Annotated in this window: 10 protein-coding genes; all 10 read left to right on the top strand. The window is 34.5% G+C overall.

Translation table 11 applies throughout. The features are described 5' to 3' along the window. The first annotated feature begins 74 nt into the window (after positions 1–74). Positions 75–638: a sigma-70 family RNA polymerase sigma factor gene (locus GCQ56_RS04915; protein ID WP_152733254.1), complete on the top strand. Its 564-nt coding sequence runs from the start codon at positions 75–77 to the stop codon at positions 636–638. Positions 639–711: 73 nt separating this feature from the next. Next, positions 712–1,869, top strand: coding sequence for a FecR family protein (locus GCQ56_RS04920; RefSeq protein WP_152733255.1), 1,158 nt, complete (start codon positions 712–714; stop codon positions 1,867–1,869). A gap of 113 nt (positions 1,870–1,982) precedes the next feature. Next, the gene (locus GCQ56_RS04925) at positions 1,983–5,579 is read left to right on the top strand and encodes a SusC/RagA family TonB-linked outer membrane protein (protein WP_152733256.1); all 3,597 of its coding nucleotides are present in this window, start codon (positions 1,983–1,985) and stop codon (positions 5,577–5,579) included. A gap of 9 nt (positions 5,580–5,588) precedes the next feature. Continuing rightward, positions 5,589–6,995 (top strand): RagB/SusD family nutrient uptake outer membrane protein, encoded by a 1,407-nt coding sequence (locus tag GCQ56_RS04930; protein WP_152733257.1) that lies wholly within the window; start codon positions 5,589–5,591, stop codon positions 6,993–6,995. 8 nt (positions 6,996–7,003) lie between these two features. Then, positions 7,004–7,894 (top strand): hypothetical protein, encoded by an 891-nt coding sequence (locus GCQ56_RS04935; protein WP_152733258.1) that lies wholly within the window; start codon positions 7,004–7,006, stop codon positions 7,892–7,894. A gap of 162 nt (positions 7,895–8,056) precedes the next feature. Next, entirely contained in the window at positions 8,057–10,600 is a 2,544-nt protein-coding gene (locus tag GCQ56_RS04940; RefSeq protein ID WP_152733259.1) for a zinc-dependent metalloprotease, read from the top strand. Positions 10,601–11,798: 1,198 nt separating this feature from the next. Further along, positions 11,799–13,424, top strand: coding sequence for an anaerobic glycerol-3-phosphate dehydrogenase subunit A (gene glpA / locus GCQ56_RS04945; RefSeq protein WP_152733260.1), 1,626 nt, complete (start codon positions 11,799–11,801; stop codon positions 13,422–13,424). Between the two features lie 9 nt (positions 13,425–13,433). Further along, positions 13,434–14,675: a glycerol-3-phosphate dehydrogenase subunit GlpB gene (glpB, locus tag GCQ56_RS04950; RefSeq protein WP_152733261.1), complete on the top strand. Its 1,242-nt coding sequence runs from the start codon at positions 13,434–13,436 to the stop codon at positions 14,673–14,675. Between the two features lie 7 nt (positions 14,676–14,682). After that, the gene (gene glpC, locus GCQ56_RS04955; protein WP_152733262.1) at positions 14,683–15,942 is read left to right on the top strand and encodes an anaerobic glycerol-3-phosphate dehydrogenase subunit GlpC; all 1,260 of its coding nucleotides are present in this window, start codon (positions 14,683–14,685) and stop codon (positions 15,940–15,942) included. Positions 15,943–16,144: 202 nt separating this feature from the next. Then, positions 16,145–17,542, top strand: a complete 1,398-nt coding sequence (locus GCQ56_RS04960; RefSeq protein WP_152733263.1) for an MFS transporter — start codon at positions 16,145–16,147, stop codon at positions 17,540–17,542. Positions 17,543–17,729 lie beyond the last annotated feature (187 nt).

A 17,729-nucleotide genomic window follows, 5' to 3' on the forward strand; every position in this document is an offset into this window, starting at 1 on the left:
AAGGATAAGTTAATGTTAAAAAATGGTTTGCAGAAAACAAAAATAATTGCATTCTTTGATCACCCAACTATACCATGAGAACCACTGATCAATACATATGTGAGCTGTTGTCGTCTGATAACAAGCAAGGAATGAACCTTTTGTTTAAAAAGTATTTTGAATCACTTGTGATTTGGGCAGATACTTTTTTAAACGATTTAGACCAATCAAAAGATTTGGTACAAGATTTATTTGTGAATATCTGGAAGAAAAAAAATTACCGCAATCTGAATCCAGACAAATTACCTTCCTATCTTCATGTAGCGGTAAAAAATGCTTGTTTTAGTAAATTAAAAAAGAAGGATCTTTTAAAGAATACTTGCGAACTAGAACTATTCGATAAAATTTATGAAGAATACGAATCTAACAGGGAAGAGATCATAGCTAAAATTCTCGTCGAAGTTGAGAAGTTGCCTGCAAACGGTAAAGAGGTTATAAAATGTATCTACTTACGAGGAATGAAATATCAGGAAGCTGCCGATGAATTAAGTGTTACAGTTTCAACGATAAAGACTCATTTAGTTCGTTCTCTTAAAACTCTTAGAATTAACTCCGAAAAACTCAGCGATTATTTTCTTTTGTACTTTTTTGCAAAATAGTTGATTTATTTTGTCAACCGTTTTTAATTTTTACTTGTACTTGTTGTGAAACTACACTTTTATACCAGTACAAATGAATATTAGCGATCAAAAATATCAAGACTTAATCGATTATATTTCGGATGAACTCAAAGAATCTGAACGAATAACTATAGAAGTATGGATAAATGAATCAGATGTAAACCGAAAAATATACGAGAAAATACTTCGGAAAGTAATTTATACTCGATGGAGTTTAAAATCTACACAAATTGATTCGGAGAAAGAGTTCAAGAAATTTGAGAAGAAATTATCTGCCAAGGTTCGTTACTTCACTTATATTGCTGTTGCGGCAAGCGTTATTATCTTATTCGGTATATCTACACCGTTACTTTGGAATCAATATCAGGAAAATCAAGAAGTGATTGCATCCTTATTACCAATTCAACCCGGTAAAAAAGGAGCTCAACTAATCTTATCAAATGGAAAGAAAGTTGAGATTGAGAATCAAAGCAAAGAGATAAAGGAAAAAAATGGTTCTTTAATTCAAATAGATTCTTTAACAGGTTTGGAGTATGATCAAAAGCAAAGTGAAACTCAGAAATTAATTTACAATACCCTAAAAGTTCCACGTGGGAATGAATTCAATTTACAATTGGCGGATGGAACTAAAGTGTGGTTGAATGCCGATTCTGAATTAAAATATCCTGTACAATTTAATGGTGACGACAGACAAGTGTATTTGAAAGGAGAAGCTTATTTTGAAGTTACTCATAACAAGAATAAGGCATTTATTGTGAATTCTTATAATCAGCAAGTAAAGGTTTATGGGACAGAATTCTGTGTAAATGCATACAATCATGATGTGATAAAGACGGTGTTGGTGGAAGGATCGGTTGGAATAAGAGCTAATTCGAGAGCTAAAGAATTTAAATTGAAACCTGGAGAATTAGGAGTGGTAAATCATGAAACTGGACTGGTGCAAATTAAAAAGGTGAATGTAAGACCTTATATCGCGTGGAAGAATGGAGATTTTGTATTTGAAAACGAAAGTTTGGAAAATATCATGTTACGTTTGGAACGTTGGTACAATGTTAAAATTTTCTATATGAACGAGGAGTGTAAAGACTTTCGTTTTTCAGGAGACATGAAACGATATTCTGATGTTAGAAAGTTGTTGTATTTCATTCAGAAAACATCAGATGCAAAATTTGAAATTAATAATAATACAATTGTTGTAATGGCAAAATAATATATATAAATAAAAAAACGGAAGGTTTTGCAGAACCTTCCGTTTAGAATTAAATAATCGAATAGATTCTTGGAGGTTTCTATTCAAATGTTAACTCATTTCAATACAAAATTATGAAAAAAAACCATTTATTGGTGCATTTCCCGAAACGGAGATGGCTAAAAATCCTATTGGCAATGAAATTGGTGTTCTTTTTAACATTGGCATTCTCTTTAAGTGCAGCAGCTGGAGTTTATTCTCAAGATCAGAAAGTAAGTTTTGAGTTTGAAGACGCTGAGATTTTAGATGTACTTAATGAAATCAAGACTCAAACAGGTCTTTGTTTTATCTACAACGAAGATAAAATTGTTGAATTGGATGCTATCAATATTGATGTTACAGATAAGAGAGTTGATAAAGTACTTGATGCGATCTTTGAGAATACGAATATGGAATGTAAATTTCAGGATGAGGTGATAATGGTTGTTGACAGAGTACCAGAGCCTATTCTCAAAGAGCAAAAAGAAAAGAAAACTATTAACGGGAAAGTCATTGATAATGATGGATTGGCTCTTCCTGGAGTTACAGTTATAGTTAAGGGTTCTTTTTTGGGAACGACAACTGATGTAAATGGTAAATATAAGATTGTAGTACCTGAGAAGGCAGAAGTGTTGGTTTATAGCTTTGTAGGGATGATCAATCAGGAGATTACTCTCGGAGATAAAACAGAAATAAATGTGACCTTACAATCGGCTGCAGAAAAATTGAAGGAGATTGTAGTTACAGGTTATCAGAAAATCGAAAAACGAAAGCTTTCTTCTTCAGTTATTACCGTTAATGCAGAGCAAATTAAAGAAGGAGGAGCCTTATCGGTTGATAATATGCTGCAGGGGAAAATTGCAGGATTATCCGTCGTTAACAACACTTCGACTCCAGGTGTAGCTCCTAAAATTAGAATACGTGGAGCTTCTTCTATTTCAGGCAATCGTGAGCCAGTTTGGGTGGTAGATGGTGTAATTCTGGAAGATCCGGTTCCATTATCTCCAACAGAGTTGAATTCATTGGATAATATAAACCTGATTGGTAATGCGATTTCTTCACTAAATCCAGAAGATATTGAACGAATTGATGTATTGAAAGATGCTTCAGCCACAGCTATTTACGGAGTTAAAGCTGCCAATGGTGTAATTGTTATTACTACGAAAAAAGGAAAAATAGGACCGGCGAAAGTCCAATACTCAACAAATTTTACTTTTAATGAACGTCCTTCTTATAAAAATTTGAATAGGATGAATTCAAAAGAAAGAATTGATGTATCAAAGGAAGCAGTGGAGAGAGGATTGCTTTATAATCAGCCTCCTGCTCATGTATCCTATGAGGGAGCCTTGTACGATTTTTATGCGAAAAAAATAAGTTACACTGAATTTCTTGAGAAGGTAAAGTTCTTTGAAGAGCAAAATACAGATTGGCTGGATATTTTATTTCGAAATTCTGTTTCACAAAAACACAACCTTAGCATTTCTGGCGCCAACGAGAAAACCAACTATTATTTTTCAGGAGGATTTACCAATAGCAATGGCACCTTTAAGGGCAATGATTTGAAGCAATACAATGCTACAATGAAAATTAATAGTAAACTAACAGAAAAACTGAATGTTGGTTTGCAATTGAGGGTATCTGCCAGTGAAAGAAATTATCAGCATTCCGCCATTGATCCTTTCCAATATGCTTACCAAACCTCTCGAGCTATTTCAAGCCATAACCAGGATGGTAGCTTGTCTTATTATAATAAATCTCAAGGACATGATGTTCCTTTACAATTTAATATTTTAAATGAATTGGATAATTCAGGGCGTAATATTGAAAATCAATCCCTCAATTTTGTTGCTAATTTAAACTATCAATTGTTGCCAGATTTACGATTGGGAAGTGTGATTAGTCTTAATAGAAGTAATACTTATCAAAAGGAATGGTTTAATGATAAAACACATATTGCCGCTGGTTTGAGATATTTGAATTTGGGTGATCCTTTCCCGACTAATTTAGATGATCATTTTTACACAGGACAGTGCGAGTTACCATATGGAGGTCAGATTACGAATGATGATACAAAACACACTTCTTATTCGGTACGATCGGATTTGAATTACAAGAAGACATTTTTTGATAAACATGAAATAAGTACTACGGTAGGTACTGAATTTCGTTCTTCTCAATACGATGGAATTAAGACTACACAAATGGGATATCTTCCCGATCGGGGAAATCAATTTGTAGATGCAGATATGATTAAATTTCCTAAATATAGAGAACGGGTTGAGAGATTTAAGGATGTCATTACTGATCGTTTAACAAATGTAATGTCCTTTTATGGAACCTTTACCTATTCTTACGATTACAGATACATTGCTAATTTTAATATTAGAGCTGATGGATCAAATAAATTTGGACAGGATAAAGACAATCGGTTCTTACCAGTATGGTCTGTTTCCGGACGATGGAATATGCACAATGAAAAGTGGTTTAAGAATATGCTTTGGTTGAATCAATTATCTATACGTGGATCCTACGGAGTTCAAGGAAATATTGCTAGTAATGCAAGCCCTAATTTATTGGTTAATCTTGGTTCACGTGATGCAACTTCGGGGCACTTGGTTTCAACATTAGATATGCTTCCCAATCCTATGTTAAGATGGGAAAAAACTAAATCATACAACCTGGCTTTAGATTTTACTGTTTTTAATGGTAGAATTAGTGGAAATGTTGATTTATATAAGAAAAAAGGAGAGGATATGATTGTGTCTCGCGATGTATCTATTACCACAGGAAGCAATTCAATGACTTTAAATGCAGGGAATATTGAAAATAAAGGATTTGATATTAATATCAATATGACCCCAATAAGAAGCAAGAATTTTACATGGAATTTATCAGTGAATGGAGGAAGGAACATAAATACGGTTACCGATGCAGGAACCTCTGATTTGACCTATGAAGAGTATTTATCTGGCAATGCAGTAATCCCTGGAAAGGCATTAAACTCATTTTATTCCTATAAATTTGGTGGCCTCGATGAAAATGGCTTACCAACCTATAAAGACATAGAGGAAACCGATGGCATAACAAAGGAAGAAATGTATGCAAAGATGCTTGCTTTTTCAGGTAAAAGAACGCCGGATATAGAAGGAGGTTTCTCGACTACACTACGGTATAAAAAATGGTCAATAGGAGCGATTTTCTTCTATAGCTTAGGACGAGATATTCGATTAAATCCACTTTACGAAAGTACAGGACAACATCTGCCCAATCCACAACAAAACATGGATGATGTATTTGTGAATCGATGGAGAAAACCAGGCGATGAGAAACATACTAATATACCTACTTTGTCAAACGATCCGCTTGATATGACGCCTTCAATATTTGGTAATGGAAGACAGATTGAAATAGCTAAAAATAAATGGGAAATGTACAACAAGTCAGATTTAAGAGTTGCTTCTGGCGATTACTTACGACTTCGAACTCTTTCGTTAAAACATTCTTTTTCGGAGCATATTTGCGATAAACTACATGTGTCGGATGCAAATTTTAGAGTAGAGGTTAGTAATGTTTGGACCTTAAAAGATAAAAAATTAAGAGGTAGAGACCCTGAGCAAATTTCCTTCTCAAAGAACACCGGAGCAATACCGATGACTCCTACTTATACGCTTGGTTTTGATGTTACTTTTTAAATACTAATAATGATGAGATATAATATATATACAATACTGTTTTTATTGTTGTTTTCTTCTTGCGATGATTTTCTTGAAGAAATACCTAAAGATAAAATTATACCCGAAACGGTGCAGGAATATGATGAGCTATTATACGGTGAAGCTTATATGAGGGCTCAAGATATGGTGGCTAAATATCTGGATTTGATGACAGATGATGTGAAAAGCTATGCTAAAACCAGAGGATTCTCAGATGCCAGGGAGAAAGCATATGGATATTATGCTTGGCAAGCTGATCCGGAAATGGCTATCTCAGGAGCTCGTAATAGCGATGATGCATGGGAGTGGTACTATCATTCCATCTTGATTTGTAATATGACTTTAGAGGATCTTCCTGATGCTAGTGGAAGTTTGACAGATAAAGAGGATGTAATGGGACAAGCTCATTTTTTAAGAGCATGGAATTACTTTATGCTAGTAAATCTTTATGGGCAACCTTTTAATCAGGAAACTGCAAGTATCGATTTAGGAGTGCCGATTAATGATGTAACAGGAATGGAGGATAAGCAATTTTTGAGATCTTCTGTTGCCAAAAATTACAGCTTTATTGAAGAGGATTTAGAAACTGCTATCGATTTACTTTTATCCTCAAATAAGGAAAAGGATAATTTTAAGATAAATATTAATGCAGCATATCTTTTTGCTTCACGTGTTGCTTTGTATCAAAAGAAATATACCGAGGCGATTAAATTTGCAAATTTGGCACTAGCTAATAAATCTGCTCTTTACGATTTAAATAGTAAAAATCCTTCCGACAGGTTTATTAACTATAAGAATCCGGAAATAATATTTTCTTATGGGGAGGAAGTGACACCTTATTATAGTAGTGGATATATTTACAAATCAAATTTTCCCATATCTGATGATCTTGGCAATTTGTATGTTTCGGGTGATTTAAGAAAGCAAAACTTCTTCAAAAGCGGTTTGCCCAAAAAAAATGGCAGTGGCGAAACTACAGGTGTATTTGGCTTTGCCATGCGAACTTCTGAATTGTATTTGAATAGAGCGGAAGCTTATGCCGAATCTGGTGAAATTGATAAGGCAATGAAGGATATTAATAAATTAAGATCGAATCGATTTTCTTCAGCGGATTATATGCGTGAGGCTACTACAAAAGAGGAAGCCATTAATATTATTCGTGAAGAAAGAAGAATGGAATTTTGTTTTGAAAGACATAGATGGTTCGACCTGAGAAGGTGGGATCGCCCTAGCATAACACATGTATTTATCCGAGATAAAAAGAATGATGTTATTGAAACTTATGTTCTTAAGCAGGACGATCCGGCATATACACTACCGTTGCCATTTGCTGTAACTACAAATAATAAAGAGATAAAAAATATTGATAGACCGGAAAGAAATCCTGAAAACTAACAGAAGTTATGAATAAAAAAAATAGATACATTACTGCAATAGTTTTTTGTTTAGCAATTGGTCTTTCTTCTTGCTATAATGAAGACAGCATTAGCTCCGAACTTGGTATTGATGATTTAAAGCCAGTAGATAGTTCTGAACCTTTGGATCATTATATCTATGAATTTTACAATCAATATGGATCTTACATTACATATGAATATGATACCTTAGATTATCAATGGGATTTTAGTATAAAAAAGGAGGTGACTTTTGCTCAACAAAAAGATAAAGAGATTTTATTTAGGGGAATTCAACATGTTGAAAATGTACTGTTTGGATTGTATTCTGAAGATTTTAAAAAGCAATATTTGCCAACCAAAATTATGTTAGCTGATTCGATAAATGAACCGGGTTCTCGCGGTAAATTGGATAAATTCTCCGAATCAGGCACAGCATATATCGCTGTTGGTAAAATACGTGATGGTATTGTGAATATTAACGATGAAGATTTTAATCAATCCAAAGCTGCTATTAATTATAATTTTTGGATGGGGTATTTGAGAGCTAATGATAAGTTGATAATTCCTTCCTCATTTTATAAGCCTTCTGAGGGATACTATCATGTAAACCTAAAAACTTTAAGCGAGAATGAGGACAATTCAAAAATAGATATTAAAAATTATGGATTTTGGGCGGATAAAGATGGTAAACCTAATGGGGGTTATTATTTTTGGACTCCGGATGAAGAGGTAGATGTAGAACAATTCTTCGAAAAAATACTTTCTCATTCCAAAGAAGAGATGACTGTAATGATGGAAGGGTATCCTAAACTCCAAGATAAATACAATATTTTGATCAACCATATTCAGAAAGAATTTGATTTTGACATTCAATCCATAGGCGATAAAAATAAATAACAAATAATAATTAGCAAGGAGAAGTTAATTTCTTCTTGCTAAGACTTCTTAAGCCGACTGATTTTTATCTGTCTGGAAGAATATTGCCTTTTTTTTAACGATCAGAAATTTTAAAACTGTTGAGGGACAATCAACTAAACTCAAATAAATAAATTTTATATTATGAGATGGTATATATTATTACTAAGTGTAATGCTTTGCATTTCCAGTGTAAATACAACGCAAGCACAACTATTCGATGCTTTAAAAAAGAAATTATCGGAGAAAAAAGACGATGATAAAGAAGAGAAAAAAGAAGAGAAGAAGTCGTATAGCGATTTACTAAAGGATTTTGAATCGCAAAATGGTTTATTTCAATTACATACAAAAGGCACAAAATTGTATTTTGAAATACCTGATAGTCTGTTAGGACGTGAGTTTTTGTTAGCTTCCCGAGTTTCAGCAACTTCGAACAATAAGGAGATAGTAGCCGGGCAAATGCCAAGACAGCCTCTTTTGATAAAGTTCTCGAAGGATGCGGAAAAAATTTATATGCATGTTGTGAATTCCGACAACGTGTGCGATGAAAATTCGGATACTTATAAATCTTTGCAGCGAAATTATCTGAATCCAATTATGAAATCCTTTAGCATTAAGGCATTTTCTCCTGATTCATTGGCTACAGTTATTGATATGACTAAGTTTTTCAGTTCCGATGAAAAAGAATTGAATCCATTTAAAAAGAAAAGTATCCTTGATATCATTTTTGGCAAAACACCTATGAGTGGGACGTATGATGCTAAAAGTTCTGGTATACTAAGCTCTAAGTCATTTCCTTTAAATATAAATGTACGGAGTCGATTGGCGTATACAGTTGATGATGCACCTTTTGTTGCAGAATTAACTCGTTCAATAATATTGTTGCCAAAAACACCTATGAAACCACGTATTTCAGATTCTCGATTGGGTTTCTTTACAGAAGGAAAGATAGTGTTCGATGAGAATAAAGATAAAGTAGAGAGAATCAGATACATCAATCGATGGAATATTGAGCCCAAAAAGGAAGATCTTGAAAAATACAAAAATGGTGAGTTGGTAGAACCTATAAAACCTATTGTCTATTACGTTGATACTGCAATTCCTGAAAAATTCAGAAAGTATATCATGCAAGGGATTGAAGATTGGCAACCTGTTTTTGAGGCTATTGGATTTAAGAATGCAATTGTAGCGAAAGAGTATCCTAAAAATGATCCTGACTTTGATCCAGACGATATTCGTTATTCATGCTACCGTTTTGTAACTACAACTGTAGCAAACTCCATGGGGCCTTCATGGGTTGATCCTCGTTCAGGTGAAATCATAACGGGTGATGTGTTATATTATTCCAACGTGATTAAATTATTACATAATTGGAGATTTGTTCAAACAGCAAATTTAGATCCGCAGGTAAGAGGAGAAGTTTTTCCTACCGAACTTATGGGGAAATCATTGCGATATGTTGCAGCACATGAGATTGGACATACTTTAGGTTTAATGCATAATATGGGAGCTTCTCATTCATACCCGGTAGATTCGTTACGTTCTGCGTCTTTTACTCAAAAATACGGGACAACCCCATCTATTATGGATTATGCTCGTTACAATTATGTAGCTCAGCCTGGTGATGAGGGGGTTCGTCTAACTCCACCAGATATGGGAGTTTATGATTATTATGCAATAAAGTGGGGATATAAGCCAATATTCGAAGCTAAAACTGCAGCGGATGAGTATGAAACTTTAAATAAATGGATTTTAGAGAAAGCAAACGATCCAATGTATCATTATGGTCCACAGCAATTTTTCTTCGATAAGATAGATCCGGCTTCTCAATCTGAAGATTTGGGAGACAATTCAGTAAAAGCTGCTGAGTATGGTATGAAAAACCTAAAGTATACCATGAAGCATTTAAAGGAGTGGACTACCACACCTAATAAGGACTATTCCAGAATGAAGGAATTATACGGAGAGATCTTTAAGCAATTTAGAAGATATATGGGACATGCGGATGCATATCTAGGTGGATACTATCTTTATGAGCCAGTTGCAGGAGAAAACCGTAAAGCAAGTGTATTAGTGAGTAAGAAAGAGCAACGATATGCTTTGGATTTTATTTTTAACAATTTAAGAGATATGCCTAATTGGTTGTTGGACAATGAGATTGTGGATTGTTTTAGACCTGATGATATGAAATTAGGTGAATATACTAGAATCATTACTAAAGGTTTGTTTTCTTCCAAAATTACGGTTCATTTAAGTTGGGATGAAAAGAAAAACCCAAACAATGACTATTCGGTACTGGAATATATGGATGATTTATTTGATCGAACTTTTGCATTAACCAAAAAGGGAGAAAATTTGAATTTTTACGAGAGAACTTTGCAATACACATACATAAAACAGTTGCTTACCGATGCAGGGTATTTTTCTGGTTCGTCATTAAAAAAGAGATCATTTTCAATGGATGAGGAAAATGTTATTTATCCATGGGAAAAGATGAATGTAGAATTGGAATCACTTGTACGTCCAGGGAAAGAGGCGGATGTAAAGGCAAATATGAATCCTATATATCTTCATGAATTGCAAAAGGCTGTGAAGTTGCTTAAAAAGAATATGAATAAAGGGGATTTTAAAACTCAAATTCATTATAAGAATTTATATAAGCAGATTTCCGATTTTCTACAAAAATAACAGGTGTTGAGTAATGATGTAATTATTGTCTTCTCTAAAAGAATTTTCTGATACCTATTGATAAGTGGAGGACATTTTTTATAAGGTGTTGTGAAGTAGTATTAAATAATTTAAAACAAAAAAGATGAAGAAAAAATATGATCTATTACCCGATGCTTTAAATTTTATAGCGTGGTTGATATTGGCAATCGCAATATTCTCTCTATTTTCTAGAACAGGACATTATGTAGTTGCAGATAATTGTTTTGATTATATGGAATTCATGTCAATGATTCTAACATTATTAATACAGCCTTTGTTTTATTTCTGCGTAGCTCTAGCATTGGCAAGAATAGTGAGAAAATATAATTAGTTAAATTTTAAATGTACAATATGAGTTAATACAAATTGATCTTTCTCTTTGAGTAATTGTTAGGATGTTAGTGGTTAACAATGCAACTTCTAAATGCATAGTTACTGTTTGTTGATAACTCAACTTTCATAGTTTCTTGTTAAGCATGAGTGCTGTGTATGGAGCACATGTTTTAGAATTTGCAAGTTTTACTCAGGAGATTCATCATAAAATTAAATTTAGATATATTAATGGTTTTACCACTCCCAATCCGGGAGTGGTTTTTATTGTTGTAATGATAAGGGTTAAGTATGACTGAATTTAGTTAATTAAAATAAACGTAAGAAAAAAGTTCTATATCAAATACATTGGTTATCAAATATTGACAGGATACGATCTATTAAATAATGTTAAAATGGGAAAGGATCAAAATTTCCTTAAATTGGTTTATTAAGAAGAATGATTAGCTGTTGGATACAACAGCTTTTTTTGTGTAGTAGATTGCCATATTTAAAATGATAGCTCAATTAAACAATTAATTCTCATGTTCTCCTCTTAAGTGCTATTTAGAATAGATATTATTAAAGCAATAGAATAATTAAACCTTCCTTATGATGAGAAGAGAGATGACGGACTTTAAGAGGCAGATAATTAGTGTTATATGATTGATTGAAGCGGTTGGAGCTTGCATGGATGGAAACTTGTTTCGAACCAATTTTTATCTTTTGAGCAGATCCAATATAATACAAAATACATACAAAAGGTATGTACTTTGCATTACTATGTACTTTTCATTACATTTGTATCGAAAAGTCAGATAGAATTGTAATGAACTGATTGAAAAGTATCGATAAAATTGAATTGATCATGAACAAGAATAAATCCAAAGAGTATGACGTGATAATTATCGGTGGTGGTGCTACCGGTGCGGGAACTGCACGTGATTGTGCAATGAGGGGACTGAGTGTACTTCTTGTGGAGCGTCATGATTTTGCTACAGGAGCGACAGGGCGTAATCATGGATTATTGCATAGTGGAGCTAGATATGCTGTTACTGATCATGAATCGGCATCGGAATGTATTAAGGAAAATATGATCTTACGCCGAATCGCAAACCATTGTGTTGAAGAAAATAACGGATTATTTCTTACACTTCCTGAGGATGATATTACTTTTCAGTCTCAATTTGTAGAGGCTTGTTCAAGTGCAGGTATTAGCTCTGAAATAATCGATCCTGAATTGGCTCGTCGTATGGAGCCTTCGGTTAATCCTGATTTAATTGGTGCTGTACAAGTACCGGATGGTTCGGTTGATCCATTTCGTTTGACCATGTCGAATGCACTTGATGCAAAAATACACGGTGCTGATCTTTTAACCCAACACGAAGTAACTGGATTTGTTCGAGAGCAAGATAGACTTTGTGGTGTGGAGTTGTTTAATCATCAGAAGAAAGAAAAAGTAAATTATTACGGAAAAGTAGTAGTCAATGCTGGAGGAATATGGGGACATCATATCGCAAATCTTGCTGGAGTTAATATAAATATGTTTCCAGCGAAAGGATCGCTACTTATTTTTGGTCATCGTGTTAATAAAATGGTACTAAATAGATGTAGAAAGCCAGCTAACGCGGATATTTTGGTTCCGGGAGATACAATTTGTTTGATTGGAACCACATCTGAACGTATCCCATATGATCAAATAGATAATATGTTTGTTTCAAAGGAGGATGTAGACGTTCTTATACGTGAAGGAGTGAAGCTCTCTCCATCACTGGCAACAACTCGTATTTTACGTGCTTATGCAGGAGTTCGTCCTTTAGTTGCAGCAGATAATGATCCAAGTGGAAGAAGTATTAGCCGTGGAATTGTATTGTTAGATCATAAAGAACGGGATGGACTAGAGGGATTTATCACTATTACAGGTGGTAAGTTGATGACATATAGGTTAATGGCTGAAGAAGCGACCGATTTGATCTGTAAAAAACTTTCAGTTGATAAAAAATGTGAGACTGCTGATAAGCCTTTGCCAGGATCAGAAAAGAGTGATTTATCTCTGGAAAATGCCTCGCAAAAAATTTATTCCAGTTCTAGTATTGCTCAGAAATCGGCACAGGATCGACATGGCTCTCTGGCTCACAAAACATCTAATGGGGGGAGCAATGATGATTCATTGGTTTGCGAGTGTGAGGGAGTATCAATAGGTGAGGTCAAATATGCGATAAATGAATTGCATGTGAATAATTTAATTGATTTGCGTCGACGTACTCGTGTTGGAATGGGAACATGCCAAGGAGAATTGTGTGCTTGTCGGGCAGCAGGTCTTCTTTGTGATTCACTAGAAGAAGCGGGTAAGGCAAAAGATGATTTGGCAAATTTTCTTCAGGAGCGATGGAAGGGAATGTCGCCAATTGCCTGGGGAGATACAATTAATGAAGTTCAGTTTACTTCCTGGATTTATGAAGGGATTTATGGATTGAAACCAGAAAACAATTAAGCAATTACTATGAAATTCGATAACATTATAATAGGTGGTGGGTTGAGCGGGCTCACTTGTGGAATTAAATTGGCGGAGCAGGGTAAAAAATGTGCTATTGTTTCATCGGGTCAGAGTGCTATTCATTTTTTTTCTGGTTCATTCGATTTATTAGGAAAGGTGAATGGAGAGGACGTGAGTAACCCATTAGAGGGAATGAAATTTTTATCTGAAAAACATCCTTATCAGCGTGTTGGGCTTGAAAATATAGAGCGTTTAACAGATGATGCTTTGCATTTATTAATTCGGGCAGGTTTAAGTTTTACAGGACATGCAAATAGAAATCATTTTGTATTAACTCCAATGGGCATAATGAAACCAACTTGGCTTACATTGGATGATTTTACAAGTTTTGATCACAAAGATCATTTTCCATGGAATAAAGCTGTAATTCTTAATTTCAGTGGATTTCTTGATTTCCATACTCTATTTATTAAGGATGGTCTTAAAAAGTTAGAGGTGGATGCTCAAATCAAGAATATTTCGATGAAGCAGTTTGAAGCGATTCGAAAAAACCCAAGTGAAATGCGTTCCACAAATATTGCGAAAGAATTTGATAAGGGAAATGCTATTGACGAATTTGCTGAAAAGGTAAATCTACTTAGCGAAACTACTGAAGTGGTAATTCTTCCAGCGGTATTTGGCTTGTTCAATAGAAATGTTGTGGAAAAACTCAACCAAAAGATAAATAAGCCCTTGGTATTGCTTCCTGCTATACCACCTTCGGTTCCTGGTGTGCGAAGTCAAATAATGCTTCGACAAAGATTTCAGGATTTGGGTGGTACTTATTTTATGGGCGATAATGTAGAAGGAGGCACCTTCGATAATAATCGCTTATTAGATATTAAGACCAACAATCACGATGATATAAAATTGGAAGCAGATCAATTTATTTTAGCTAGCGGAAGTTTTTACAGTAAAGGGATTGTAGCAACACATAACAAACTTTACGAGCCAATTTTTGGTTTGGATATAGAGGGAGATTCTGATCGGAACAATTGGCTTGATGAGAAGTTTTTTAACGATCAGCCTTATATGCATTATGGAGTGAAAACCGATGATAAATTTCGTGCATTAATGGATGGTCAGTCAATAGAAAATCTATATGTAGCAGGTTCTGTACTTGGAGGAGCAAACCCTCTAAAGGAAGGTAGTGGAGCTGGTATTAGTGTATTGACATCTCTTCATACTGTTGAGCAAATTTTAAAATAGCAGGACGATGAAAAAGGAAATATTTGAACCATACAACATAAGTGATAATAATTTTGAGCAGTGTGTAAAATGTACGATTTGTACCGTGTATTGTCCTGTTTTGGAAGTAAATCCTGAATATCCAGGACCTAAGCAATCAGGACCTGATGGGGAAAGAATGCGCTTGAAGGATCCAGGTTTTTACGATGAGGCTTTAAAGTTATGTTTGAACTGTAAACGTTGTGAGGTTGCTTGTCCACATGGTGTGAAAATTGGAGATATTATCCAAATGGCACGTATTAAGCATAGTAAGAAAAAGCCTAAGTTTAGGGATATGATTTTGGCCAATACCGATATAGTTGGAACTATGGCGAGTACATTTGCTCCTATTGTTAATCCTATGGTAGCACTTAAGCCTGTTCGACGCATAATGGATAGTGTGCTGAAAATTGATCATCATCGTATGTTTCCTAAATACACTGGCTTAAGATTCGAAAGCTGGTATCGCAAATATGCAGAAAAGAAACAGAAAGAATTTAAGAAGCATGTAAGTTATTTTCATGGTTGCTATGTGAATTATAACTTTCCTCAATTGGGTAAAGATTTAATTAAAATAATGAATGCTGCTGGTTACGGTGTTCATCTTCTTGAAAAAGAAAAATGTTGTGGAGTGGCATTAATTTCAAATGGACTTATCAAACAAGCTACCAAACAGGCGAAGCACAATGTAGAGGCCTTTAAGAAATCAATTGTGGAGAAGAATATGCCAGTAATATCTACATCCTCAACATGTATTTTCACAATCAGAGATGAATATCCGCATTTATTAGGAGTAAAGAATAAGGAAATTCGTGATGAAAGTGAATTGGCTACTCGTTTCTTATTTCGTTTAGTTGATACCGGAAAGCTAAAGCTTGTTTTCAAAAAGAACTACAAGAAACGAATTTCTTATCACACACCATGTCATATGGAGAAATTGGGGTGGTCTATATACTCAACTTCGCTATTGCGTATGATTCCAGGATTAGATTTTGTACCATTGGAATCACAATGTTGTGGAATTGCTGGAACTTATGGATTTAAAAAAGAAAACTATGAAACTTCCCAAGAAGTTGGAAAGCCTCTTTTCAATCAAATAGACAATTCAAATGTGGATTTTGTTGCTACCGATTGTGAAACCTGTAAGTGGCAAATCGAGATGTCTACCACAAGTAAAGTTATGCATCCCATTTCAATTCTTGCAGAAGCATTGGATGTGGAAGCTACTATGAAATTATGGGAAGTTTAAATTAATGTATATCAAAATATAATAAAAAAAGCTATCGTTCTCGATAGCTTTTTTTATTATAGGCATTATTATTGTTAATACTCAATTTCAATTTAATAAAATAGGATAATCCCTACTTGTGTAATCCATATGTGTAATCTATTTTTACGCGCTGAAAGTAAGAACAACTATACCTTAAAATAAAACTAAACAAAGAATTGATATGAGTGTTGAACAGGTGAGTAAGGTGAAGGAACGCTTTTCCAAAGCCTTTTGGGTTGCCAATTCGGTAGAGCTTTTAGAAAGAGCTGCCTATTATGGTGTATTTATAGTAATTACGATTTATTTGTCCCGTATCTTGGGATTTACTGATATCGAAGCTGCCCTTATTTCTGGTGGTTTTTCTGCAGGATTGTATTTATTACCTACATTTAGTGGTGCCTTAGCGGATAAAATGGGCTTTAGAAAAGCATTGCTATTGGCATTTAGTTTATTGAGTATTGGATATGCCGGGCTTGCAGTCTTACCTACCATGTTGGAATCGGCTGGTTTAGTTAAATATACTGATGTAACTGTTTTTACCGGATTGGAGAATACCAACTGGAAGTGGATGATTGTACCTATTGTTATTGTTATAATGATTGGTGGATCTTTCATTAAATCTGTTATCACAGGAACAGTCGCAAAGGAAACTACGGAGTCGAACCGAGCCAGAGGGTTTTCTATCTTTTACATGATGGTGAATATCGGTTCATTCTCAGGTAAAACCATTGTGAAACCATTACGTGAAGCCATGGGAAATGAAGGTTTGGTTAACCTAAATTACTTTTCGGCAGGGATGACTTTTCTAGCCGTATTAGCCGTTTTCTTCTTTTTCAAAAGCACGAAGCGTGAAGGAGAGGGGAAATCTATTAGCGAAATATGGGCCGCACTAATCAGAGTTGTATCCAATGGAAGATTGGTTGCCTTAATTCTGATTGTTACCGGATTCTGGATGGTACAGCATCAATTGTACGCAACCATGCCTAAATATGTATTGCGTATGGCAGGTGAAGGAGCTTCTCCTTCATGGTATGCCAATGTTAATCCTCTGGTAGTTGTTTTATCGGTTGGATTAATTACTTCATTAATGGCGAAACGATCAGCATTGTTTTCAATGACAGTTGGTATGTTTATTATGCCTGTGTCTGCACTTTGTATGGCAGCAGGAAATTTACTTAATGTTGAATCGATTGATTTAGGACTTTTTAGCATGCACCCTGTTGCATTTATGATGATTATCGGAATTATCTTCCAGGGATTGGCTGAGTCGTTTATTTCACCTCGTTTCCTAGAGTTTTTCTCGTTACAAGCTCCAAAGGGAGAAGAGGGAATGTATCTTGGCTTTAGTCACTTGCATTCATTTGTGTCGTCGATTTTAGGTTTTGGTTTATCTGGGGTTTTATTGACAAAATATTGTCCTGATCCTAGCTTGTATGAATCAAGAGCTGAATGGGAAGTTGCTTCGGCACACGCTCATTACATATGGTACTATTTTGTTGCTATTGCCGCAGTTTCAGCAATTGCTTTAATTGTATATGGTAGAGTAACAAAAAAAACGGATGAAAAATTAGCGGCTTAATTAGCTGATAATAATATTTAGAACCGTCTCTTTAAAGGGACGGTTTTTTTGTGGTTTATAGTTTAGACTAAAATGTTTAGTAATCTTATTGATATTCTCCTTGGGATCATCTAAATATATATATGCAATTCAATTCATTTACTGTCAAATAATTGTGTTAAATTAATAGGAGTGAGTGAATAACTGA

Source organism: Marinifilum sp. N1E240 (genome assembly GCF_009295825.1).
GTDB classification, from domain to species: Bacteria; Bacteroidota; Bacteroidia; order Bacteroidales; family Marinifilaceae; genus Marinifilum_A; species Marinifilum_A sediminis.

Excerpts from the sequence above, each read along its gene's own strand:
- GCQ56_RS04915 (WP_152733254.1), top strand. The coding sequence starts at position 75 with ATGAGAACCACTGATCAATACATATGTGAGCTGTTGTCGTCTGATAAC.
- GCQ56_RS04920 (WP_152733255.1), top strand. The coding sequence starts at position 712 with ATGAATATTAGCGATCAAAAATATCAAGACTTAATCGATTATATTTCG.
- GCQ56_RS04925 (WP_152733256.1), top strand. The coding sequence starts at position 1,983 with ATGAAAAAAAACCATTTATTGGTGCATTTCCCGAAACGGAGATGGCTA.
- GCQ56_RS04930 (WP_152733257.1), top strand. The coding sequence starts at position 5,589 with ATGATGAGATATAATATATATACAATACTGTTTTTATTGTTGTTTTCT.
- GCQ56_RS04935 (WP_152733258.1), top strand. The coding sequence starts at position 7,004 with ATGAATAAAAAAAATAGATACATTACTGCAATAGTTTTTTGTTTAGCA.
- GCQ56_RS04940 (WP_152733259.1), top strand. The coding sequence starts at position 8,057 with ATGAGATGGTATATATTATTACTAAGTGTAATGCTTTGCATTTCCAGT.
- glpA (WP_152733260.1), top strand. The coding sequence starts at position 11,799 with ATGAACAAGAATAAATCCAAAGAGTATGACGTGATAATTATCGGTGGT.
- glpB (WP_152733261.1), top strand. The coding sequence starts at position 13,434 with ATGAAATTCGATAACATTATAATAGGTGGTGGGTTGAGCGGGCTCACT.
- glpC (WP_152733262.1), top strand. The coding sequence starts at position 14,683 with ATGAAAAAGGAAATATTTGAACCATACAACATAAGTGATAATAATTTT.
- GCQ56_RS04960 (WP_152733263.1), top strand. The coding sequence starts at position 16,145 with ATGAGTGTTGAACAGGTGAGTAAGGTGAAGGAACGCTTTTCCAAAGCC.